Consider the following 20,452-nt stretch of genomic DNA (forward strand, 5'->3'; position numbering starts at 1 on the left):
TCCTCCGTCACACCCCTCACCAGCGCACACTCCCGCACGCTCCCCCGCGTACACCCTTGCGCTTGCTTGCGCACCGGACGCTCGGGGCATGTCCAGACCGACTGCCCGATGTCCGACATCGGAGAGAGGGGAGGTACACGGTGCACGGACCGGCTTCGCCCGGCTGGCTGCTCGTCGCGCTGTGCGCGGCAACCGGCGCCTACTGCCTGCTGCGCATGCGCAGCAGTGTCGAGGAACAGCGCCGGACCGCGGGCGGCGAGGCGCTCATGGGCTTCGGCATGGCCGCGATGGCGGTCCCGGCCGCCGTGGTCGCCCCGCCGCGCTGGGCCTGGCTCGTCTACACCGCCGTGTTCGGCGCCGCCGCCGTGCGCGCCCTGTGGACGGCCCGGTCGGACCCGCACCACCTGCACCATCTGATGGGCGCCCTGGCGATGGTCTACATGGCGGTCGCGATGGCCGTCTCCCCCGGCTCCCACGGCCACCACGGCGGCTCCGGCATCCCCCTGGTCACCGGCGTGCTCCTGCTGTACTTCACCGCGTACGTCCTGCGCTCCGGCGCCCGGCTGCTGCCCCTGGGGAGCACCACGGCCGGGAGCGCGCGCGCCCTCGGCTGGGGCGACCGGCCCGAACTGTCGCGGGCCTGCCGCCTGTCCATGGGGATCGCCATGCTGGCGATGCTGGTCACGCTCTGAGACCGGCCCGTCCGACGCCGCTCCCGGGACGGGTCCGTCGAGCGCGGGACCGGACGCGAGGCGTTAGAGCGCCGTACGAAACCGTGGCGTGCGTCACTTGCCCTCGCGGCCCGTATCCAGCGCCGACACCCCGCTCATAGGCTTCGGCCCATGATGGTCCCCGCGGCACTGTTGCTGCTCGGCGCCGTGGTCGCCGTGGTGGCTCCACGACTGCTCGCACGGGCCGACTGGCCGGACCGTGAACCGGTGGTCGCCCTGTGGGTCTGGCAGTGCGTGGTGGCGGCCGTCCTGCTGTGCTGTGCCCTGTCGATGACGCTCAGCGCGGCCGCCGCGTGGGTGGCGGTGCGGGGCCATGTGTTCGGTCCGGCTCCGCGCTCCGTCGTGGACGCGTACGCGCTGAGCACGGGCGGTGCGTGGGCCGCGACGACCGCCGTGGCACTCGCCTGCGGTGGCGTGTGGACCGGAGCGATGCTGGTCCGTGAGATTCTGCGGGCCCGTGCGCGGCGTCGGCGGAGCCGCGCCGAACTGCGCCTGCGCGCCCCGCTGTTGCCCGGCGAGGAGCCGAGCGCCGACCGCCTCGTGGTGCTCGAGGGCGAGCGCCCCGACGCCTGGTGGCTGCCCGGCGCCGCGCCCCAACTCGTCATCACCACGGCCGCGTTGCGCCGCCTCAAGGGGCGGCAGCTGGATGCCGTGCTCGCGCATGAACAGGGTCACGCACGGGCCCGGCACGACTGGCTGCTGCACTCCTCGGCGGCGCTGGCCACCGGCTTCCCCCAGGTGCCGGTGTTCGCCGCATTCCGCGACGAGATGCACCGGCTCGTCGAACTCGCCGCCGACGACGTGGCCTCGCGCCGCTTCGGCCGCCTCACCATCGCCCTGGCCCTGGTGGAACTCAACGAGGACCGGGGCGTGTTCGGCCCCTGCCCCACCCCGGAGGCGCACGTCCCGCAGCGCGTGAACCGCCTGCTCACTCCCCCCGACCGGCTCACGGCGGCCCGGCGCCTGCGACTGACGGCCACCGCCGCACTGGTCCCGGTGGTCCCGGTCCTGGTGGCGTTCGTGCCCGGACTGCGGGCGCTGGGCTAAGTCCTGTCCGACGCACCTCTGGGCCACCCGGCGGACAGCCCGGCGGGTTCCTTCCGACAGCCCAGGGTCTCCCTCGCACGCCAGGCGCGTCCGGTGCGTCGCGGGGCGGGTGTTGGCCCGGCGCCCCGGGCGTCGGCGAGGATCACTCCATGCACTCTCCGGCAGCCGCCCCTCCTCCGGACGCACCCGACCCTCGTGCCCCCGCCCCGCGCGGCCCGCGTCTCCACGGCGTCGCGCCGGCCGCCGTGATCCTGGCCGTGCTGTCCCTCGCGCTCGTCCTGCTGGTCGCGCTCGCCTGGCACCCGCTGACCGCCCTCGACGGCGACATCGCCCGCACCACGCACACCTGGGCCGTCGACGAACCCGGCCTCACCCGCGTGTTCCGGGTCCTGACGGACTGGGTGTGGGACCCGTGGACGATGCGCGCGCTGTGCGCCGTCGCGGTGATCTGGCTGGTGTGGAAGCACGGGGACTGGTGGCTCGCCCTGTGGGTGGCGGCCGCGTGCGCGCTGGGCACGGCGGTGCAGCAGACGCTGAAGTGGGCGGTCGGCCGCGAACGCCCCGTCTGGCGGGACCCCGTCGACCGGGCCCACTACGCGGCCTTCCCGTCCGGCCACGCCCTCACGGCCACGGTGGTGTGCGGGCTGCTGCTGTGGCTGCTGTACCGGTACGGCGCGGGCCGCGGGCTGCGGCGCACGGCGCTGGCCCTGGCCGCCGTCACCGTCGTGGGCGTCGGCTGGACCCGGATCTGGCTCGGTGTGCACTGGCCCTCCGACGTCCTGGGCGGCTGGCTGATCGGCGCGCTGGTGGTCGCTCTCGCCGTGGCCTCGTACGAGCGGTGGCGCGGCCCGGGCACTCTTGACCCCCGCGGGCGGGGCCACGAAGGATCTCCGCCATGAGGATCAAATGTGTGCTCTTCGACTTCTCCGGAACCCTCTTCCGCGCCGAATCGACCGATTCCTGGCTGCGCGCGGTGCTTCGCGACGTCGGACTCACCCTGCCCGACGACGAGTTGACCGCGGCGGCACAGGCCCTGGACGCGGTGGGCGCGATGCCGGGCGGCGGACGCCCGGGGCGCGTGCCCGAGGGCCTCGACGAGTTGTGGCGTACCCGCGACCGGAGCGCCGAACTGCACCGTGCCGCGTACACGGCGGTCTCCCGCCAGGTGCCCCTGCCCGGTCCCGGTCTGCACGACGCCCTGTACGAGCGGCACATGGTGCCGGACGCCTGGGATCCCTACCCGGACGCCGCCGAGGTGCTGGCCGCGCTGCGCGAGAGCGGGGTCGCGGTCGGTGTGGTCAGCAACATCGGCTGGGACCTGCGCCCCGTCTTCCGGGAGCACGGCCTCGACCCGTACGTCTGCACGTACGTGCTTTCGTACGAGCACGGCATCCAGAAGCCCGATCCACGGCTGTTCGGGGTCGCGTGCGACGCGCTGGGTGTCGCACCGGAGGACACCTTGATGGTGGGCGACGACCGGCGGGCCGACGGGGGCGCGGCGACCCTGGGTTGTGAGGTGTTCTTCGTCGATCATCTGCCGGTGGCCGGGCGCCCCGAGGGGCTGCGTCCCGTGCTCGGCCTGGTCGGCTGACCGCAACATCACCCGTTCGCCCGCCAGTCCGCCTCGGATGATCCCCCGTGTCACCCGAGGCAGACGGCAGGCCGGAGTGGACCCGCGAGGGGTCTGCTCCGGACGCGTTGAGTATAGTTGGCTGGCAGCCAGTCAACGCAGGAGTTACAGCATGTCCCCGCGCAGCGCCTCGGTCAATGAAGAGTTGCGGCGGCGTTCCCGGGAGCGGTTGCTGCAGGCAGCCGTGGAGTTGGTGAGTGAGCGCGGCTACGAGGCGACGACGCTCGGGGACATCGCGGACCGCGCGGGATCGGCGCGCGGCCTCGTGTCGTACTACTTCCCCGGGAAGCGCCAGCTCCTGCAGTCCGCCGTGCACCGGCTGATGCACCGCACGCTGGAGGAGCGGCTGGAGAGCGAGCCGCGCACCGAGGACGGACGGGAGCGGATGGCGCGGGCCATCGACGCGATCCTCGGCCTCACCCGTGACCAGCCCGTCCTGATGCGCCAGCACATGGCCGGCCTGTTGCAGGCCGAGGGCTTCGTGCAGTGTCCCGAGCAGCAGCGGCTCGCCCAACTGCTGCGGGACACGATGGCCGGGTACGGCTCACCGGACACCTCGACCGACTACCCGATGCTGCGGGCGCTGCTGATGGGCGCGGTGTACTCGGCCCTGGTGCCGGGTGTTCCGATGCCGATACCGACGCTGCGGGCCGAGTTGTTCAAGCGGTACCGGCTCGACTGGGAGATGGGTGTCCCGCCGGAGACCGAGGTGCCCGGCGGGACGTGTGAGACGGATCTGTCACGGTTCTTCGCGACCGGCCGGCAGCCCGAGGAGCAGGCCGCGGACCGGCCGGAGGACCCGGCCGGCGACCGCCCGGACCGCCTGACGGACGAACAGCCGGTGGGCCGTTCGGACCGGCAGGCGGACGCCCGGGCGGACGGTCAGTCGAAGTAGTCCGGCTGCGTCTGGACGTTGAGCTCGCCCAGCCGGACCCGCTTGGCCGGGTCCGTGCGCCGGTCGTCGAGCTTCAGGACGTCGAAGCCCTTGGCGATGTCGTTCGAGTAGATGTAGCCGTTGTAGTAGTACGCCGACCACGAGCCGCCGACCTGGAGCGTGTCGGTGGACAGCGGGCCGCGCTCGAAGTAGGCGATCTCCTTCGGGGCCGACGAGTCGGTGAAGTCCCAGACCGAGACGCCGCCCTGGTACCAGGCCTGGACCATGAGGTCCTTGCCCTTGACGGGGATCAGCGAGCCGTTGTGGGCCACGCAGTTCTCGGTGTCCGCCTGGTGACGGGGGATCTTGTAGTAGCTCCGGAAGACGAGCTTGCGCTTGTCGCCCTTGCCGACGATGTCGTAGATGCCGTCGGCTCCGCGGTTCGGGCCGATCGCCGCGTTGCAGGTGGCCGCGCCGCCGCCGCCCAGTTCGTCGGTGAACACGACCTTGTCGGCCTTCTGGTTGAAGGTCGCCGAGTGCCAGAACGCGAAGTTCACGTTGTCCTCGACCTGGTCGATGACCTTCGGGTGCGCCGGGTCCTTGATGGAGAACAGGATGCCGTCACCCATGCAGGCGCCCGCGGCGAGGTCCTTGGAGGGCAGGACCGTGATGTCGTGGCAGCCGGTGGTCTTGGAGACACCCGGGTTGGTGGGCCCGCCCGGGTTGCCGCCGCCGTCCGGCCCCTCGCCCGGGAACAGCACCGGGAAGTTGACGACCGCCGCCTTCTCGGGAGCGTGCCGCGGCACCTTGATGACCGAGATGCCGTCGTGCGGCGGCTGGCAGTCGGGGAAGGTGGCGCTCGGCGAGTACGAGGAGACGTAGATGTAGACGTTCTTGCCGTCGGGCACGAGCGAGTGGGTGTGCGAACCGCACGCGGTCTCGACGGCGGCGACGTACTTGGGGTTCGCCTTGTCGCTGATGTCGAAGACCTTCATGCCCTCCCACGACGACTTCTCGGTCGCGGGCTGCGTCGTGCTGTTGCAGGAGTTGTCGCTGCGCGAGGAGTCGGTGGACAGGAAGAGCAGGTTGCCGGAGACGGACACGTCGTTCTGCGAGCCGGGGCAGAGCACCTGCGCGACGGTCCGGGGCGCCTTCGGGTTGCTGATGTCGAAGATGCGGAAGCCGTCGTAGTTGCCGGCGAACGCGTACTTGCCCTGGAAGGCGAGGTCCGAATTGAGGCCGGTGAAGGCCTCCTTGGGGACGTTGGCGAGATGTTGGATGTTGTCGGAGTGGACGATCTCGTCCTGGCCGGGTATCTCCCCGCTCGCCACCGCGGCCCTCGCATCGGCGGCGTCGCTACGGGAGACCTTCTCCCGTGCCGCGGGACCGTCCCCGGGATCGGGGGTGGCGGCCGCCGGCCCGGCTGTGAGCAGCGCGGCCAGGAGTCCCACCGCGGCGGCGGCAACTCCCAGACGTCTGTGCCGCGTTCGGGGATCGTTCAACAGGGTCACTGTTTCCTCCCTTGTGCCGTTCAAGGTCGAACGGATCACGGACCTCTGAAGTATCGTCCGACCCATGCAGAGATCAACAGACGGCAACGTACTCGTAATGAATGTTTTTGATCAGCCGCGTTCGGAAGCGTGCTAGGACGGACATCAACACCCCTGATGTATCCATCGCTTCATGACTCTTCATGAGCCGCAGGAGGTCGCCGTGTTCGCTCGCCGTACGTCCAGCGCGTCCCCGAGACCCACGCCGCGTGTGCTGCTGGCCGCGGCGTCGCTGACCGTGGCCGCACTCGCGCTCACCGGCTGCGACTCGGACTCCGGCGCCAAGTCCGCAGCATCGCCGGGCCCCTCGGTCATCGCACCGGGCAAGCCCGGGGAGGCGGCCGAGACACTGTCCGCCGAAGAGGCCGCGAAGCAGCGGAGCGACGACGACTCCCCCAACTCGGCCGACTTCACCTATGCCCGGATGATGATCGTCCACCACACCCAGGCGCTGGAGATGACCGAACTCGCCCCCAAGCAGGCGGAGTCCGGCAAGGTGAAGCGGCTCGCCGCACGGATCGCCGCCGCGCAGGGCCCGGAGATCTCCACCATGAACAGCTGGCTCAAGACGCACGGCGGCAAGCGGGCGGTCACGGAGCACGAGCACGCGACGATGCCCGGCATGGCGACGGAGGCCCAGCTCAAGGCGTTGCGCGCGGCGAAGGGGAAGGCGTTCGACGAGCTCTTCCTGAAGCTGATGATCACGCATCACGACGGGGCGGTCACCATGGCCACGGACGTGAAGTCCGAGGGCAACAACATCCAGATCGAGGAGATGGCCGACGACGTGATCGCGCAGCAGACCAGCGAGATGAGCAAGATGCGCGCACTTCAGTGAACGGGCCCCGGCGGGCGTCGCTCGATCCGCGTGCTCAGCGCCGTGCGTGACGAGCGGTCAGGAAGCCGGCCTCCCGCGCCCTCGCGATGAGCCGCAGCGCCTTGCGCCGGCTGTGACCGGTGGCGCACATGACCGCCAGCACCGGGTCCTGGCCGTCCTGCTGGGCGGCGCGGTACTCCTCCGCCGCCAGCCTGCGGCCCTCGGTGCCACGCGGCCAGGCACGCCGGGCCCGGCGCGTCGGCCCCGACCGCCCGCCCTCGTCCTCGTCGCCGTGCGCGCCGGCCCCCTCGTCGCCGTGCGCGCCCGCACGCTGCCCCACGGGCCGGGCCGCGGCACCGCACGCCTCGAAGAGCGGCGCCTCGATCCAGTCGGAGAGCACCGCGAGATCGTCCAGGGAGAGCGGCGGCTGGGCCCGTACGTCCTCGATCGTCACCCCGGCCCCGGACAGCACGGCGAGGACCTCGACCTGGGCACCGTCGGCGAAGACCAGCCGGACGTCGAACCACGAGGTGGCGGTCCGGTGGTCACGCACCTGCCAGGCGGGCCACACCGACGCCACGCCGTCCGCACGGCAGCGGCCGTTCAGATCGAGAAAGGATGCTTCCAGCACATGCGGAACGTAACCGCATGATCACATGCGATTCGAACGGACACGCACGGACGCGACACGCGCCGCACCCTGTCAGCCGAGCATCGGCGGTGCGATCCTGGAACCGTCAGCGATCTCCTGTCAGCGTTCTTCCAGAACCCTCGGTTAAGGAGTTCCGCCGTGCTGCATGTCGCCGTCGTCGGCTCGGGGCCCAGCGGGGTCTACACCGCCCAGAGCCTCCTCCAGCAGAGCCAGGTGCCCGATGTCCGGGTGGACGTCCTGGACCGGCTGCCGTGCCCCTACGGCCTGGTGCGCTACGGGGTGGCCCCCGACCACGAGAAGATCAAATCGCTCCAGAACAACCTGCGGGCCGTCCTGGAGGACGAGCGGGTGCGGTTCCTGGGCGGCGTCCAGGTCGGTCCGGACGGGGTGCCGGTCGCCCGTCTGCGGGACCTCTACCACGCGGTCGTCTACTGCGTGGGCGCCGCCACCGACCGTCATCTCGGCGTGCCCGGCGAGGACCTGCCCGGCAGCTGGTCGGCCACCGAGTTCGTCTCCTGGTACAGCGCGCACCCCGACGCCGCCGCGGAGGAGTTCGTGCTCGGTGTGCGCTCGGCCGTGGTCATCGGCGTCGGGAACGTGGCCGTGGACGTGGCCCGGATCCTGGCCCGCGGCGCGGCCGAGCTGAGCCCCACGGACATGCCTCAGGCGGCGCTCGCCGCACTGGCCGCCAGCAAGGTGACGGAGATCAGCATGGTGGGACGGCGCGGCCCCTCCCAGGCCCGCTTCACCACCAAGGAACTGCGTGAGCTGGGATCCCTGCCCGACACCGAAATCGTCGTACATCCGTACGAGTTGGAGCTCGACCCGGCCTACCTGGATCCGTCGGGCCTGCCGGCCGCGCAGCGGCGCAACGTGGAGGTGCTGCGGGGCTGGGCCGACGCGCCGGCGCAGGGCCGCCCGCGACGGATCCGGCCGCGGTTCTTCCTGCGCCCCGTCGAACTGCTCGCCGACGGCGGGCGGGTGGGAGCGGTGCGCTTCGAGCGGACCGTGCCGGACGGGCAGGGCGGTGTGACGGGCACGGGGCGGTTCGAGGACATCGAGGCCCAGCTGGTGCTGCGTTCGGTCGGCTATCGCGGAGTGCCTCTCGACGGGCTCCCCTTCGACGCCGGACAGGGCACGGTGCCGCACCGGGCGGGCCGGATCCTGCGGGACGACGCGATCGCTCCGGGCGAGTACGTGGCGGGCTGGATCAAGCGCGGCCCCACGGGCGTCATCGGGACCAACCGGCCGTGCGCCAAGGAGACGGTGACCTCACTGCTGGAGGACGCGGACACCCTCGTGCGGCGCGACGTCGCAGGGGATCCCCTCGCGGCGCTGCGGGCGGAGGGCGTACGGCCGGTCGAGTGGGCCGGGTGGCAGGCGATCGAGCGGGCCGAGGCGGAACTCGGCGCCTCGCTCGGCCGGGGCGTGGTGAAGCTGCCCGATTGGACGTCACTGCTGGCGGCGGCGCGTGCGGCGGGTTCGTGACGGGTGCGTCGGCGCGTACGGCGGGGCGCGGTGGAGTCGCCACGGCTTCCGTGGGCATGACACACATCGGCAACAGCCCGGAAATCAACAAACTGTTCAAGCCGCTTACGGTCGGGGGCTGTTCACCCGTCTTCACCTCCACCCGCTTCCCGCCGCTCCTGGAGTGCCCATGGCCACCACCGCTGCTCCCGTGCATCCCGTCGACGAGGTTCCACCCGTACGCCAACTCGCGGCCTTCGGGCTCCAGCACGTGCTCGCGATGTACGCGGGCGCGGTGGCCGTCCCGCTGATCGTCGGTGGCGCGCTCAAGCTGTCGCCCGCGGATCTGGCGTATCTGATCACCGCCGACCTGCTGGTGTGCGGCATCGCCACACTCATCCAGTGCGTGGGCTTCTGGCGCTTCGGGGTACGCCTGCCGATCATGCAGGGGTGCACCTTCGCCGCGGTGTCGCCGATGGTGCTGATCGGGACGACCGGCGGCGGACTGCGCGCGATCTACGGGTCGGTGATCGTGGCGGGTCTCGCCATAGTCCTGCTCGCCCCGGTCTTCGGCAGACTGCTGCGGTTCTTCCCTCCCCTGGTCACGGGCACGGTCATCCTCATCATCGGCGTCTCCTTGCTGCCGGTCGCCGGGAACTGGGCGGCCGGCGGAGTGGGCGCGGAGGACTTCGGCGCGCCGAGGAACCTGGCGCTCGCGGGCTTCGTCCTGGCCGTGGTGCTGGCCGTGCAACGGTTCGCGCCGGCCTTCCTCGGCCGCATCGCGGTACTGATCGGCATCGCCGTGGGCCTCGCGGTCGCCATCCCCTTCGGATTCACGGACTTCGACGGGGTCGGGGACGCCGACTGGGTCGGGATCAGCACGCCGTTCCACTTCGGCACGCCGACGTTCCACGTCTCCGCGATCGTGTCGATGCTGGTCGTCGCCCTCGTCACGATGACCGAGACCACCGGTGACTTCATCGCGGTGGGCCAGATGACCGACCGTCCCGTCGAGCCGCGCACGCTCGCCGACGGCCTGCGCGCGGACGGCCTGTCGACCGTCCTGGGCGGTGTGTTCAACACCTTCCCCTACACGGCGTTCGCGCAGAACGTCGGCCTGGTCGGGATGACGCGCGTGCGCAGCCGCTGGGTGGTCGCCGCCGCGGGCGGCATCCTCGTGCTGCTGGGCCTGCTTCCCAAGCTGGGCGCGATCGTCGCCGCGATCCCGGCGCCCGTGCTGGGCGGCGCGGGCCTGGTGATGTTCGGAACGGTCGCCGCGAGCGGCCTGCGCACCCTCGCCGAGGTGGACTTCAAGGGCAACAACAACCTGACGGTGGTGGCCGTCTCGGTCGCCGTGGGCATGCTGCCGGTCGGAGTGCCGACGGTGTACGAGAAGTTCCCGGACTGGTTCCAGACGGTGATGAACAGCGGGATCAGCGCGGGGTGCCTGACCGCGATCGCCCTGAACCTGCTCTTCAACCACCTGCCGGGCACGGCGGATTCGGCCGGGGACACCGCCGGGCCCACGCCTCCTTCGGTGACGGCGGAGGCGTAGCGGCCGACACCGGCGGACGACGGCCGGCCGGCCGACGGGTGGACGATGGGGGACGCGGGGCCGCAGCCGTCAAGGCCACCCGGGATCCCGGCGTCTCAGCCGTCCGGCCACCTGGGATCTCGGCGCCTCAGCCGCCGAGCCGGTCGGCCTGACGGGCCGCTGCCGCGAGGACGCTGTCGAGGAGCCCGGGAAAGAGGTCGTCCAGATCGTCCCGGCGCAGGCCGTTCATCTTCGCCGTGCCCCGGTAGACCTGCCGGATCACCCCGCTCTCGCGCAGTACACGGAAGTGGTGCGTGGTGGTGGACTTGGTGACCGGCAGGTCGAAATGCGAACAGGAGAGCTCGTCGCCGTCGGCGGCGAGCTCTCGCACGACCTGGAGCCGCATGGAATCGGAGAGGGCGTGCAGCACCGACTCCAGGCGGATCTCCTCGAGTGCGGGGTGCGGCAGGTCGCGGCTGCCGTTGGTACGGGCGGCGGTCGTCACGGCGGCTCCACTTCGTCCGGGAACTTCCTCCGGGGCTGTCGCCCTTGAGGAATTGTACGAGATCTCTCGTAGTTTGACATCTCCCGTACTACGATGCCTATCGTACGAGCCGTACACCGGTCCCGTGACGAATGGAGTCCGCTGTGAGCGCTCTCTTCGAGCCGTACGTCCTGCGCGAGCTCACCATCCCCAACCGGGTGTGGATGCCGCCCATGTGCCAGTACTCCGCCGCACCCGAAGGAGCCGCCGCGGGCGTCCCCCACGACTGGCACTTCGCCCACTACGCGGCGCGGGCCACCGGCGGCACCGGGCTCATCATCGTCGAGGCGACCGCCGTCTCCCCCGAGGGCCGGATCTCGCCGTACGACCTCGGCATCTGGAACGACGCGCAGGTCGAGGCGTTCCGCCGCATCACCGGCTTCCTGTCCGCGCAAGGCACCGTGCCGGCGATCCAGCTCGCCCATGCCGGGCGCAAGGCGGCCACCGAGCGCCCATGGAAGGGCGGCGCGCCCCTCGCCCCCGGCACCCTCGCCTGGCAGCCGCTCGCCCCCAGCCCACTCCCCTTCGACGAAGGCCACCCGGTCCCGGCCGAGCTGACCGTCCACGAGATCCAGGAGATCGTCGGACAGTTCGCCGACGCGGCCCGCCGCGCCCTCGACGCCGGTTTCGAGGTCGTCGAGATCCACGGCGCCCACGGCTACCTGCTGAACGAGTTCCTGTCCCCGCACTCCAACCACCGCACGGACGCGTACGGCGGCTCGTACGAGAACCGCACCCGCTTCGCCCTCGACGTCGTGGACGCCGTGCGCGAGGTCTGGCCCGAGAGCAAGCCCCTGTTCTTCCGCATCTCCGCCACCGACTGGCTGGAGGCGGACGGCTGGAGCACCGACGACACCGTCCGCTTCGCCGCCCAGCTGCACGAGCACGGCGTGGACCTGCTCGACGTGTCGACCGGCGGCAACGCCTCCGGCGTCCGCATCCCCGTCGAGCCCGGCTACCAGGTCCCCTTCGCCGCCCGCGTGAAGAACGAGACCTCCCTGCCCGTCGCCGCCGTCGGTCTCATCACCGAGATCGAGCAGGCCGAGAAGATCCTCACCAATGGGGAGGCCGACGCGGTGCTGCTGGGCCGCGAGCTGCTGCGCAACCCGTCCTTCGCGCGGCTCGCCGCACGGGAGCTGGGGGGCGAGGTGCACGTGCCGGACCAGTACCACCGGTCCGTGTAGGCCCCGCCTTGGGGTGCGGCCGGCGCCGGCCGCACCCGCGTCCGGCCGGGCATCGATGGACCTGTGACCCAGGACACCCACCCAGGACGGGAACTGAGGACCGCTCCCCACCGGTCGATGAGAGGGAAGACGTCACCCCAGGATCGATCGGACCCTACGTGAAGTAGGGTCCCGGTGGTGAACCGGCTCATACGCGACGGGGGACCCCTTGAAGGAACGCCACGACGGGCGCGCGGGCCGCGGGCCGATGTCCGTGCTGGCCCTGCTGGTACCGAGTCTCGGGATCGCCGCGGTGGGCGTGTACCACCTGTGCGGGTTCGATCTGCACGCCCTCCACGGGCGCCCGCACCTGGACGACGGGCTGACCATGGCGGGTGTCATCCTGGCCGTGGTCACGGCCGGCGCCGCCATGGGTGACCTCCTGTGGTGGGCGACGACACGCAACCGCCCCGCCGGTGAGAGCGCCGAGCCGTGCCCGCCCCGGGCCCTGAGCCACCCGCGGCCGGGCCGCTCCGATTGGCTGCGGGCACCGGAGAGGACGAAGAAGTAGCGGCACCGGAGGGACCGGGGGCCGCGACCGGGCGGGGACGCGCGAGGGGCTGTCCGGAACCCGGCCACGGTCCGGCGAGGCGACGGGGCGACGGGGCGACGGGGCGACGGGGCGACGGGGCGACGGGGCGACGGGGCGACGGGGCGACGGGGCGATTCTCACCGCCTCCTTACCTCTTCACCTCTCCATGACCGATCTTTTCCCTACACCATGTAGGGCTCCCGGCCGCAGCCCCCACTGCGCTCCCCCGGCCACAGTCCCCACCGGTTCGCCCCGGCCTCTCCCCAAGGTGTTGCTCCACGGTGTCCGTACAACAGTCAGTGCTCGTCCCGGAACGACGGAACACGAGGTCACGCCCGGCCCACCCGCCGGAGCAGCGGGCCGCCGCCGCACGACCGCGGGCGGCGACCCTCGCCGTCTGCTACCTGCGCCTGCTCGCGGCGCTCAATCTGGTCGCGGTGGTGTCGCTGACCTTCCGCCAGGAGGTGATCGAGCACAACGCAGGCCAGTACTTCACCCCGTACCTCGCCACCGCGGGACTGGTCTCGGCGGCGCTGGCCCTGTTCCTCGCCGTGGTGATGCGGCGCCGCAAACGGGCGGCGTGGATCTTCAACATGCTGCTGGCCGGCCCGCTCTTCGTGCTCTACGCCGCCGCACTGACCCAGGACCGGTACCAGCGGCACGGCTTCAACTGGCTCTCCACCCTGCTCACCGGACTCTTCGTCGTCGCCCTGCTGGTGGGACGCAAGGAGTTCCACGCCGTCGGCGACCGTTCCAACCCCAGGCTGGCGGTGGCCGTCGGCACCGGCGGCCTGCTCGTCGGCGCCGCCCTCGGCACTCTGCTGGTGAGCGCCACCAACCGGGTCACCGGGACACCCCTCAGCGATCGCGTCGCGTACACCCTGCTGCGCGGCGTCAGCGTCGGACCGCTCGCCGACCGCTTCGACAGCGTCGCGGCGCCCCGCTGGGTGGACGTCATGATCAACGTCATGATGGCCGTGACCTTCCTCCTCGTGCTCTACGCCTGCTTCCGCTCGCCGCGCGGCCGTGAACTCCTCGGCGCGCCCGACGAGGACCGCCTGCGGGAGTTGCTCGTCAGGCACGGCGAACGGGACTCACTGGGGTACTTCGCGCTGCGCCGCGACAAGTCGGTCGTGTGGTCGCCGACCGGCAAGGCGGCGATCGCCTACCGGGTCGTCGGCGGCGTGACGCTGGCCTCCGGTGACCCGATCGGGGATCCCGAGGCCTGGCCCGGCGCGATCGACGCCTGGCTGCGCGAGGCGCGCCGTCACGCGTGGACGCCCGCGGTGATGGGGGCGAGCGAGGAAGCCGGCACCATCTACGCCCGGCACGGTCTTGACGCCCTGGAACTCGGCGACGAAGCGATCGTGGACCGCGCCGACTTCACCCTGGAAGGGCGCGCGATGCGGGGCGTCCGGCAGGCGCACAACCGCGTCCGTCGCGCCGGCCACACCGTGCGCATCCGCCGGCACGCCGAGATCCCCCGGGCCGAGATGGCCGCCTTGACCGACCTGGCGGACCGGTGGCGCGACGGCGAGACCGAGCGCGGGTTCTCCATGGCACTCGGCCGGCTGGGCGACCCGGCCGACGGCCGCTGCGTCATGCTGGAGTGCCACGACGGCGACGGCGAGCCCAGGGCCGTACTGAGCTTCGTGCCGTGGGGAGAGCGGGGGCTGTCGCTGGACCTGATGCGCCGCGACCGCAACTCCGAGAACGGGCTCATGGAGTTCATGGTCATCGAACTCCTGCTGCGTGCCGAGGAGATCGGCGTCAACAGGGTGTCCCTGAACTTCGCCATGTTCCGGTCCGTCTTCGAGCGCGGCGGCCGGCTGGGCGCCGGACCCGTGCTGCGGCTGTGGTGTTCGCTGCTGACGTTCCTCTCGCGCTGGTGGCAGCTCGAATCCCTCTACCGTGCCAACGCCAAGTACCGGCCCGTCTGGGAACCGCGCTACCTGCTGTTCGAGAAGAGCAGCGACCTTCCACGCATCGGCGTCGCCGCCGCCCGCGCGGAAGGCTTTCTCGCCCCGCCCGCCCTGCCGCGGCCCGGTTTCGGTGCGCTGCGCCGGACGCCTCCGGCGCCGGACGGGGCGTAGCCGGACCGTCGGCGGCCCGGGCCGCTTCCGGCACCGCCTGCCGACACCGGCCCAGCGCAGGACGTCCGGTGCGTCCCGCCCGTCCCCGTCGACCGCGCGGTGGGCGGCGGGCCGGTCCTGGGTGAGGGTGCCCGTCTTGCCCAGGCGCAACACGTCCACCGCGCCGAGGTCGTGCAGTGCGGGCAGCCGCTTGACGATCACCTGGTGGGTGCGGGCGAGCGCCGAAGTGCCGTGCGCCAGACAGGACGTGACGACGACGGGCAGCATCTCGGGGGTGAGCCCGACCGCCACCGCGACGGCGAAGGGCGGGGTCTCCACGCCTCGCCCGCGCAGCGCCGCGTTCGCCATGAGCACCAGCGGCGGCGTGAGCAGCATGAGCAGCATGAGCAGCATGAGCAGCATGAGCAGCATGAGCAGCAGCACCATATGAGCCGTATGAGCCGTATGAGCCGTATGAGCACCCAGGAGATACCGCGCACGGAGCGCTCGAAGGCGCTGGGCGGACGGGGAGCGGGAGCGGCGGCCGAGCCGTTCCAGGCCGAGGCGAGGCGGGTCCTCGCCCCGGTCGCGAGCACGACCGCGGTCCCGCCGCCGGAGACCGCGCGCGGTGAAGGGGGCGCGCGTCCGCGGACGAACTAGCGCGGCCAGGACGTCGCGCGCCCGTCAGGAGCCTCGTTCGCTCCCCAGCGGGCCAGCCGCTCCTGCGGCTCGGCCTCGGTCGGCCCCCGCGGGCCGGTGTCCAGGTGTCGCAGCAGCTGGAGCGAGGTCATCGCGGCGGGGTTGTCCGACGCGTACGCCTCCGTGGCGGACGGCACGCCGGCTCGCGCGCGGTCCTGCCGCGTCGACGTCGCGGTCGTGCCGGGTGCCAAGACGGTCTCAGGCGCCGACGCCGCGGATGCGTCGCAGCGCCCCGCGCGCGGTGCGACCGCCGGCGGCGGTGCGATCGGCCGGGGCGGCGCGGTCGGTCAACTGGCCCACCACGAGGCGCACGACGGTCACGACGTCCGGGTCGTCGACGAAGTGGACCTGCCGCCGGTCCGCGCGCCGGGACCGTACGAGACCGGCCAATTTCAGCTTGGTCAGATGCTGGCTCACCGCGGGCAGCGCGCCGCCGACCCGCTCGGCGAGGCCGGTCACGTCGCTCTCGCCCTGCGCCGGCGCCCAGACGATGTGCAGCCGCGCCGGCGACGCGAGCAGCCCGAACGCCGCGGCCGCCTCCGCCGGCACCTCGGCGGACGGGTCCTCGAAGCCCCCGACCTCTGCCGCCACCGCCGTGTCCTCCCGTCCGACCGACCGTCGGCCCGCCCGTGCGAATCGCCCCGGTCCAGGACTCCGGCCATGGCGCCTACGGCCGTCGCCCGGCACGCTTCCGGACGTCACTGTCAGTGCCGTGGTGCACACTCTCGATCAGTTGCCGGATGCCTGGGGAGGACGCCGTGTTCAGGGGGATCGACGAGGTCGGCTGGGCTTCGATGGAGCATGCGTACGGAAGCGCCGAGGACGTGCCGGCGCTGTTGCGCGGGCTCGCCGCGGTGAACCCCGAGGAGCGCGAGCGGGCGCTCGACGGGATGTACGGTGCGGTGCACCACCAGGGCGACGTGTACGACTCGACGCTGGCCTGCATCCCCTTCCTGTTCGAGCTCGTCGGTCACGCGGAAGTCCCCGACCGCGGCGGCATCGTGGAACTGCTCGTCAGCATCGGCGGAGGGGACGACGATGCCGACGATGCCGAGGACGCCGTGGAGGATGTCACCACGCCGGTCCGCGGCGAGGACGGCGAGGACGGCGAGGACGGCGAGGACGGCGAGGACGGCGAGGACGGCGACGACAATCGGGCCATGGCCCGTGCGGCGATACGGGCGGGCGCCGCGGCCTTCGTCGGCCTGGTCGCGGACGAGGACCCGGAGGTACGGCGCGCGGTGCCGGCCGCGCTCGTCCGCTTCCTCGGCGAACCGGAATACGTGCTCGGCCTGTTGACGGAGCGGCTCGACGCCGAGGAGGAGGGCGGCGTCCGGCTGGCCCTCGCCGAGGGCATCGGACTGCTCGCGCGACTGCACGCCGGGGTCGGCGCACCGGCGGTGGACCGCCTGACCGCGCTGTGCGCCGCCCCGCACGACCCGGGGCTGCGGCTCGCCGCGCTCGGCCAGCTCGCGGGGTGCGCACCCGACCGCCTCCCCGCCGACCTGGTGCCCACCGTCATCGCCCTGCTCCGCGCCCGGTCGCGCTGCGCCCGCGGGTCGGAGGAGCCCGGGCGGACCGGCACCGACACGCTCGTCGGACATCTGCGCCGCATGCGGCCCGCGGACGAGGAGGGCTCGCAGCTGCTGCGCACGCTCCACACGGCACTCGGTTCCCGCACCGCCGACCGGATCGCCCTGCTCGAAGGGCAGTTGACCGGCGAGGACGCGGCCGACCGGTGCAACGCGGTGTGGATGTCCGCGGGACTGTTCCGCGAGTGGCGCGCCACGTACGAGGAACCGATCGCCCTGATCGGTGAGCAACTCGCCTCGGACGAGGAGCGTCTGCGCCACGCCGCGGTGTCGGTCCTGGAGTCCCTCTTCACCCTCGCGGCGCCCGCCGCCGACCGGCTCGCCGCTCTGGTGGAGTCGGACCCGCACGCCTGGGGCTCCGGCACGCCGACCCTGGGCCGCCCGCTGAAGGCCCTGGCCAGGGCCGGGGATCCCCGGGCCGTTCCCGCCCTGGCCCAGGTGCTGACCCAGCCGGTCGTCCCGAACGAGGTCGGTCGCGCGATCGAGTACCTGGGCCCGGCCGCCGCGCCCCTCGCCCCGCTGCTGCGGCAGCGCCTCGGCGAGGTGCCCCTGGACTCACGGGAGACGTACGGCCGGGCCGCGCCGCTGCTGTCCGCGCTCGGCAGGCTGCGGCACGACGCCGCGGTGCCGGAAGTGCTCCGGCTGCTGCACGGCGCGCCCGGCACGCTGTCGCTGCGGGACTCGCTCGTGAGCGCGCTCGCCGGGACGCTCGGGACGTTCGGGGCCGGCGCGCGGACGGCGACGCCGGTGCTGCGCGAGCTGCTGGACGGTCCGAGCGCCGTCCCGGCGGCCGCCGCGCTCTGGGCGGTCGAGGGGGACCTGACCGCGGTGCTTCCGCCGCTGATACGGGGGCTCGCGGAGGAGGGCACGGGCCGCGCGCGGCCGGCGGCGGACGCCCTCGGCCGCGTGGGGCCGGCCGCCGCCGCCGCGCTTCCGGAGCTGCGGCGGCTCGCGGAGTCGGCCGAGGTCTGGGAGCGGACGGCCGCCGCCTGCGCGCTCTGGGACATCGCCGGCGATCCGGCGCCCGTGCTGCGGGTGTTCCGCACCGCCTGGCACGAGAACGCGTACACGCGCGGCACGATAGCCGCGTGTCTCGTCCGGATGGGCGGCGCGGCGGAGCCCGTCCACGATCTGGTCCACGCGGAGCTGGCCGCTCCGCGGCGGCACCGGGCGCGGTCCGGCGGCTACGGCAGCCACGACATCCTGGAGGACGAACGACTGCTGCGGGACTGCCGCACGGTGCTGGACGCGGCATAGCGCCGACGGGCCCCCGGAGGGCCCCTGCGGCGTGCGGCGCCGAGAGAGCGGCCGACATCCGAGGAGCCACCCGCGAGCCCGAGGGAACCGATCCCGGAGCCCCGGGGAGCGACCCTCGACATCGAGCGGAGCGGCCCGCAGCCGTCGACGGAGCGGCCCTCTGCACCGAGGCGGACCCCCACCGTGCCCGACCAGCGGCCCACACCGCCGAGGGGACCGCTGACGACGCCCGGGGGCGGCTCACGGCGTCCGAGGCGCAGTGCGCGAGGTCGGCGGGGACGCTCGTCCGGGGCTCAGCTCGCCGTCCGGCCCCATCTGGGTCCTATCCGTGCCCACTCCTGGTCCCACTGGTCCATGCGGCGCCTTTCGAGACGACCCCGTATCAGCCGGCCGCCGACGAAAGGCACGGCCGCCGCGCTCACGCCCACGAGGACACCGACCATGGCGGACCGGGACTGTGCCTGCGAGGCGGTGGCGGGTTTGGTGACGAGGCGCCCCTGCCGGTCGGTCCACACGGTGACCGGGGTGCCCGCCTCCGTCCCGGCGTAGACCCTCGCCTGGCCGGTGTGGGCGGAGCCGTCGGGCCCGGTCCAGCGGACCTTCGCCCAGACGAGGCCGCTCGCGGACTCCGTGGCCCCGGAACCGACCGCGTTCTCGGTGACCTGGGCCGCGACGGACCGCCACTGGGCGCGTTCCACGGCGAGGCCCCGCTCGACGGTCCGCGCGGTCAGCAGACCGGTGAAGACGCCGCTGAGCACGATGAGCACCCAGGCGGCGAGCATGATCCAGGCCTCCAGGGCGTCGCTGCGGCGCCGCAACGGATTGCGTCGCCACCGCCACAGCCAGACCTTCGGACCTCGGAATGCCGCCATCGATGGCATCCTCCTCACAGCCGCACGGAAACGCCCCGTCCCCCTCCCATACGCGCTCGGCCCTCTGGACGCTCAGGCCGGGTCGGTCGACTCGTCCGTCCCTGGAATCACGGTACGCCGCATGTGTGCCGGGGGGCAGCTCGAAGGGATTGCCGCCAGCGACCCGACACGGCGTCCGCGACCTGGGCGGACGACGAGTTCAGGGGTGACTGTCAGTGGCGGGGTGCAGACTGGCCGGTGTCTGGGACAACGACGTCGCGGAGGTGGTCGGCATGGCCGACGTTCTGCTCACGGTAGGCACGCGCAAGGGGCTGTTCATCGGACGACGGCGCGGCAGCGCCTGGGAGTTCGACGACAGTCCGTACTTCAACGCACAGGCGGTGTACTCGGTCGCGATCGACACCCGCGGCGAGCGTCCCCGGCTGCTGGTCGGCGGGGACAGCGCGCACTGGGGGCCGTCCGTGTTCCACTCGGACGACCTGGGCCGGACATGGACCGAGCCGGCGCAGCCCGCCGTCAAGTTCCCCAAGGACACGGGTGCCTCGCTGGAGCGGGTCTGGCAGTTGCACCCGGCGGCCGCCGAGCCGGACGTGGTGTACGCGGGCACCGAGCCCGCCGCGCTGTACCGCTCCGAGGACCGTGGCGAGTCCTTCGAGCTCGTCCGTCCGCTGTGGGAGCACCCCACCCGCTCGAAGTGGGTGCCCGGCGGCGGTGGCGAGGGGCTGCACACCATCCTCACCGACGCCCGTGATCCGCGCGCCGTGACGGTCGCCGTCTCCACGGCGGGCGTCTTCCGCACCGAGGACGGCGGCGCGAGCTGGGCCCCTTCCAACTCCGGTGTCTCCGCGGTGTTCCTCCCGGACCCGAACCCGGAGTTCGGCCAGTGCGTGCACAAGGTCGCGCGGGACGCCGCGAACCCCGACCGGCTGTATCTCCAGAACCACTGGGGCGTGTACCGCAGTGACGACGCGGGCGCGCACTGGACGGACATCGGCGACGCTCTGCCGTCCACGTTCGGGTTCGCCGTCGCCGCGCATCCACACCGCGGCGACACGGCGTACAACTTCCCGATCACCGCCGACTCGGACCGCGTCCCCGCCGACCGGCGCTGTCGCGTCTTCCGCACGTCGGACGCGGGCAAGAGCTGGGAGCCGCTGACCGCCGGCCTGCCCGCCGAGGACCACTACGGCACGGTGCTGCGCGACGCGCTGTGCACGGACGACGCCGACCCGGCCGGCGTGTACTTCGGCAACCGCAACGGCGAGGTGTTCGCCTCGGCCGACGACGGCGACAGCTGGAGGCAACTGGCCTCGCATCTGCCGGACGTGCTGTGCGTACGCGCGGCTGTCATCGGCTGAG

The 20,452-nt window shown here is 72.7% G+C and carries 19 protein-coding genes and 1 pseudogene; 13 read left to right on the forward strand and 7 right to left on the reverse strand.

All coding sequences use genetic code 11. The features are described 5' to 3' along the window. Positions 1 to 140 precede the first annotated feature (140 nt). The 5 genes from ACZ4IF_RS22565 (at position 141) to ACZ4IF_RS22585 (ending at position 4,303) form a co-directional block, all read left to right on the forward strand. On the forward strand, positions 141 to 692 hold the full coding sequence (locus ACZ4IF_RS22565; RefSeq protein ID WP_467565378.1) for a DUF5134 domain-containing protein: 552 nt from the start codon (positions 141 to 143) through the stop codon (positions 690 to 692). A 150-nt stretch (positions 693 to 842) separates the two neighbouring features. Beyond that, positions 843 to 1,778, forward strand: a complete 936-nt coding sequence (locus tag ACZ4IF_RS22570; RefSeq protein ID WP_467565380.1) for a M56 family metallopeptidase — start codon at positions 843 to 845, stop codon at positions 1,776 to 1,778. Positions 1,779 to 1,927: 149 nt separating this feature from the next. After that, on the forward strand, positions 1,928 to 2,677 hold the full coding sequence (locus tag ACZ4IF_RS22575) for a phosphatase PAP2 family protein (protein ID WP_467565382.1): 750 nt from the start codon (positions 1,928 to 1,930) through the stop codon (positions 2,675 to 2,677). Between the two features lie 2 nt (positions 2,678 to 2,679). Beyond that, positions 2,680 to 3,369: an HAD family hydrolase gene (locus ACZ4IF_RS22580; RefSeq protein WP_467566014.1), complete on the forward strand. Its 690-nt coding sequence runs from the start codon at positions 2,680 to 2,682 to the stop codon at positions 3,367 to 3,369. Positions 3,370 to 3,520: 151 nt separating this feature from the next. Further along, a complete protein-coding gene (locus ACZ4IF_RS22585) occupies positions 3,521 to 4,303 on the forward strand; it encodes a TetR/AcrR family transcriptional regulator (protein WP_467565384.1) in 783 nt (260 codons plus the stop codon). Here ACZ4IF_RS22585 and ACZ4IF_RS22590 read toward each other — a convergent pair. Next, on the reverse strand, positions 4,291 to 5,793 hold the full coding sequence (locus ACZ4IF_RS22590; RefSeq protein ID WP_467565386.1) for an LVIVD repeat-containing protein: 1,503 nt from the start codon (positions 5,791 to 5,793) through the stop codon (positions 4,291 to 4,293). The two genes, ACZ4IF_RS22585 and ACZ4IF_RS22590, sit on opposite strands and share 13 nt — an antisense overlap. A gap of 172 nt (positions 5,794 to 5,965) precedes the next feature. Here ACZ4IF_RS22590 and ACZ4IF_RS22595 point away from each other — a divergent pair, with 172 nt between their 5' ends. Beyond that, positions 5,966 to 6,670, forward strand: coding sequence for a DUF305 domain-containing protein (locus ACZ4IF_RS22595; RefSeq protein WP_467565388.1), 705 nt, complete (start codon positions 5,966 to 5,968; stop codon positions 6,668 to 6,670). Between the two features lie 34 nt (positions 6,671 to 6,704). Here the strand turns inward: ACZ4IF_RS22595 and ACZ4IF_RS22600 are convergent, their stop codons facing one another. Further along, positions 6,705 to 7,280 (reverse strand): DUF6214 family protein, encoded by a 576-nt coding sequence (locus ACZ4IF_RS22600; protein WP_467565390.1) that lies wholly within the window; start codon positions 7,278 to 7,280, stop codon positions 6,705 to 6,707. A 159-nt stretch (positions 7,281 to 7,439) separates the two neighbouring features. Here ACZ4IF_RS22600 and ACZ4IF_RS22605 point away from each other — a divergent pair, with 159 nt between their 5' ends. Together ACZ4IF_RS22605 and ACZ4IF_RS22610 are read left to right on the forward strand one after the other, a co-directional pair. Next, positions 7,440 to 8,789: an FAD-dependent oxidoreductase gene (locus ACZ4IF_RS22605; protein WP_467565392.1), complete on the forward strand. Its 1,350-nt coding sequence runs from the start codon at positions 7,440 to 7,442 to the stop codon at positions 8,787 to 8,789. A 169-nt stretch (positions 8,790 to 8,958) separates the two neighbouring features. Further along, entirely contained in the window at positions 8,959 to 10,323 is a 1,365-nt protein-coding gene (locus ACZ4IF_RS22610) for a nucleobase:cation symporter-2 family protein (RefSeq protein WP_467565394.1), read from the forward strand. A gap of 127 nt (positions 10,324 to 10,450) precedes the next feature. On the opposite strand, the gene ACZ4IF_RS22615 is transcribed toward ACZ4IF_RS22610, so the two are convergent. Next, complete coding sequence (locus tag ACZ4IF_RS22615; protein ID WP_359490145.1) at positions 10,451 to 10,807, reverse strand: ArsR/SmtB family transcription factor; 357 nt, start codon at positions 10,805 to 10,807, stop codon at positions 10,451 to 10,453. Between the two features lie 143 nt (positions 10,808 to 10,950). Between ACZ4IF_RS22615 and ACZ4IF_RS22620 the strand changes: the two genes are divergently transcribed. From ACZ4IF_RS22620 to ACZ4IF_RS22630, 3 genes are all read left to right on the forward strand, one after another. Next, the gene (locus tag ACZ4IF_RS22620) at positions 10,951 to 12,030 is read left to right on the forward strand and encodes an NADH:flavin oxidoreductase/NADH oxidase (RefSeq protein WP_467565396.1); all 1,080 of its coding nucleotides are present in this window, start codon (positions 10,951 to 10,953) and stop codon (positions 12,028 to 12,030) included. Positions 12,031 to 12,238: 208 nt separating this feature from the next. After that, positions 12,239 to 12,580: a hypothetical protein gene (locus ACZ4IF_RS22625; protein ID WP_467565398.1), complete on the forward strand. Its 342-nt coding sequence runs from the start codon at positions 12,239 to 12,241 to the stop codon at positions 12,578 to 12,580. A 302-nt stretch (positions 12,581 to 12,882) separates the two neighbouring features. Continuing rightward, the gene (locus tag ACZ4IF_RS22630; protein ID WP_467565400.1) at positions 12,883 to 14,694 is read left to right on the forward strand and encodes a phosphatidylglycerol lysyltransferase domain-containing protein; all 1,812 of its coding nucleotides are present in this window, start codon (positions 12,883 to 12,885) and stop codon (positions 14,692 to 14,694) included. Positions 14,695 to 14,736: 42 nt separating this feature from the next. Here ACZ4IF_RS22630 and ACZ4IF_RS22635 read toward each other — a convergent pair. From ACZ4IF_RS22635 to ACZ4IF_RS22645, 3 genes and pseudogenes are all read right to left on the reverse strand, one after another. Continuing rightward, positions 14,737 to 15,290 (reverse strand): annotated as a pseudogene (locus ACZ4IF_RS22635) (hypothetical protein); the annotation flags it as partial. Positions 15,291 to 15,329: 39 nt separating this feature from the next. Continuing rightward, positions 15,330 to 15,509, reverse strand: coding sequence for a cation-transporting P-type ATPase (locus tag ACZ4IF_RS22640; RefSeq protein ID WP_467565402.1), 180 nt, complete (start codon positions 15,507 to 15,509; stop codon positions 15,330 to 15,332). Positions 15,510 to 15,570: 61 nt separating this feature from the next. Further along, the gene (locus tag ACZ4IF_RS22645; protein ID WP_467565404.1) at positions 15,571 to 15,963 is read right to left on the reverse strand and encodes an ArsR/SmtB family transcription factor; all 393 of its coding nucleotides are present in this window, start codon (positions 15,961 to 15,963) and stop codon (positions 15,571 to 15,573) included. A 167-nt stretch (positions 15,964 to 16,130) separates the two neighbouring features. Between ACZ4IF_RS22645 and ACZ4IF_RS22650 the strand changes: the two genes are divergently transcribed. Further along, positions 16,131 to 18,221, forward strand: a complete 2,091-nt coding sequence (locus tag ACZ4IF_RS22650) for a HEAT repeat domain-containing protein (RefSeq protein WP_467565406.1) — start codon at positions 16,131 to 16,133, stop codon at positions 18,219 to 18,221. A gap of 293 nt (positions 18,222 to 18,514) precedes the next feature. Here ACZ4IF_RS22650 and ACZ4IF_RS22655 read toward each other — a convergent pair whose 3' ends face one another. Further along, entirely contained in the window at positions 18,515 to 19,093 is a 579-nt protein-coding gene (locus ACZ4IF_RS22655) for an Rv1733c family protein (protein ID WP_467565408.1), read from the reverse strand. Between the two features lie 215 nt (positions 19,094 to 19,308). Here ACZ4IF_RS22655 and ACZ4IF_RS22660 point away from each other — a divergent pair, with 215 nt between their 5' ends. Further along, positions 19,309 to 20,451, forward strand: coding sequence for a WD40/YVTN/BNR-like repeat-containing protein (locus ACZ4IF_RS22660; protein WP_467565410.1), 1,143 nt, complete (start codon positions 19,309 to 19,311; stop codon positions 20,449 to 20,451). The last annotated feature ends 1 nt before the right edge of the window (position 20,452 follow it).

It is taken from the genome of Streptomyces sp. NPDC025784, from assembly GCF_055558435.1.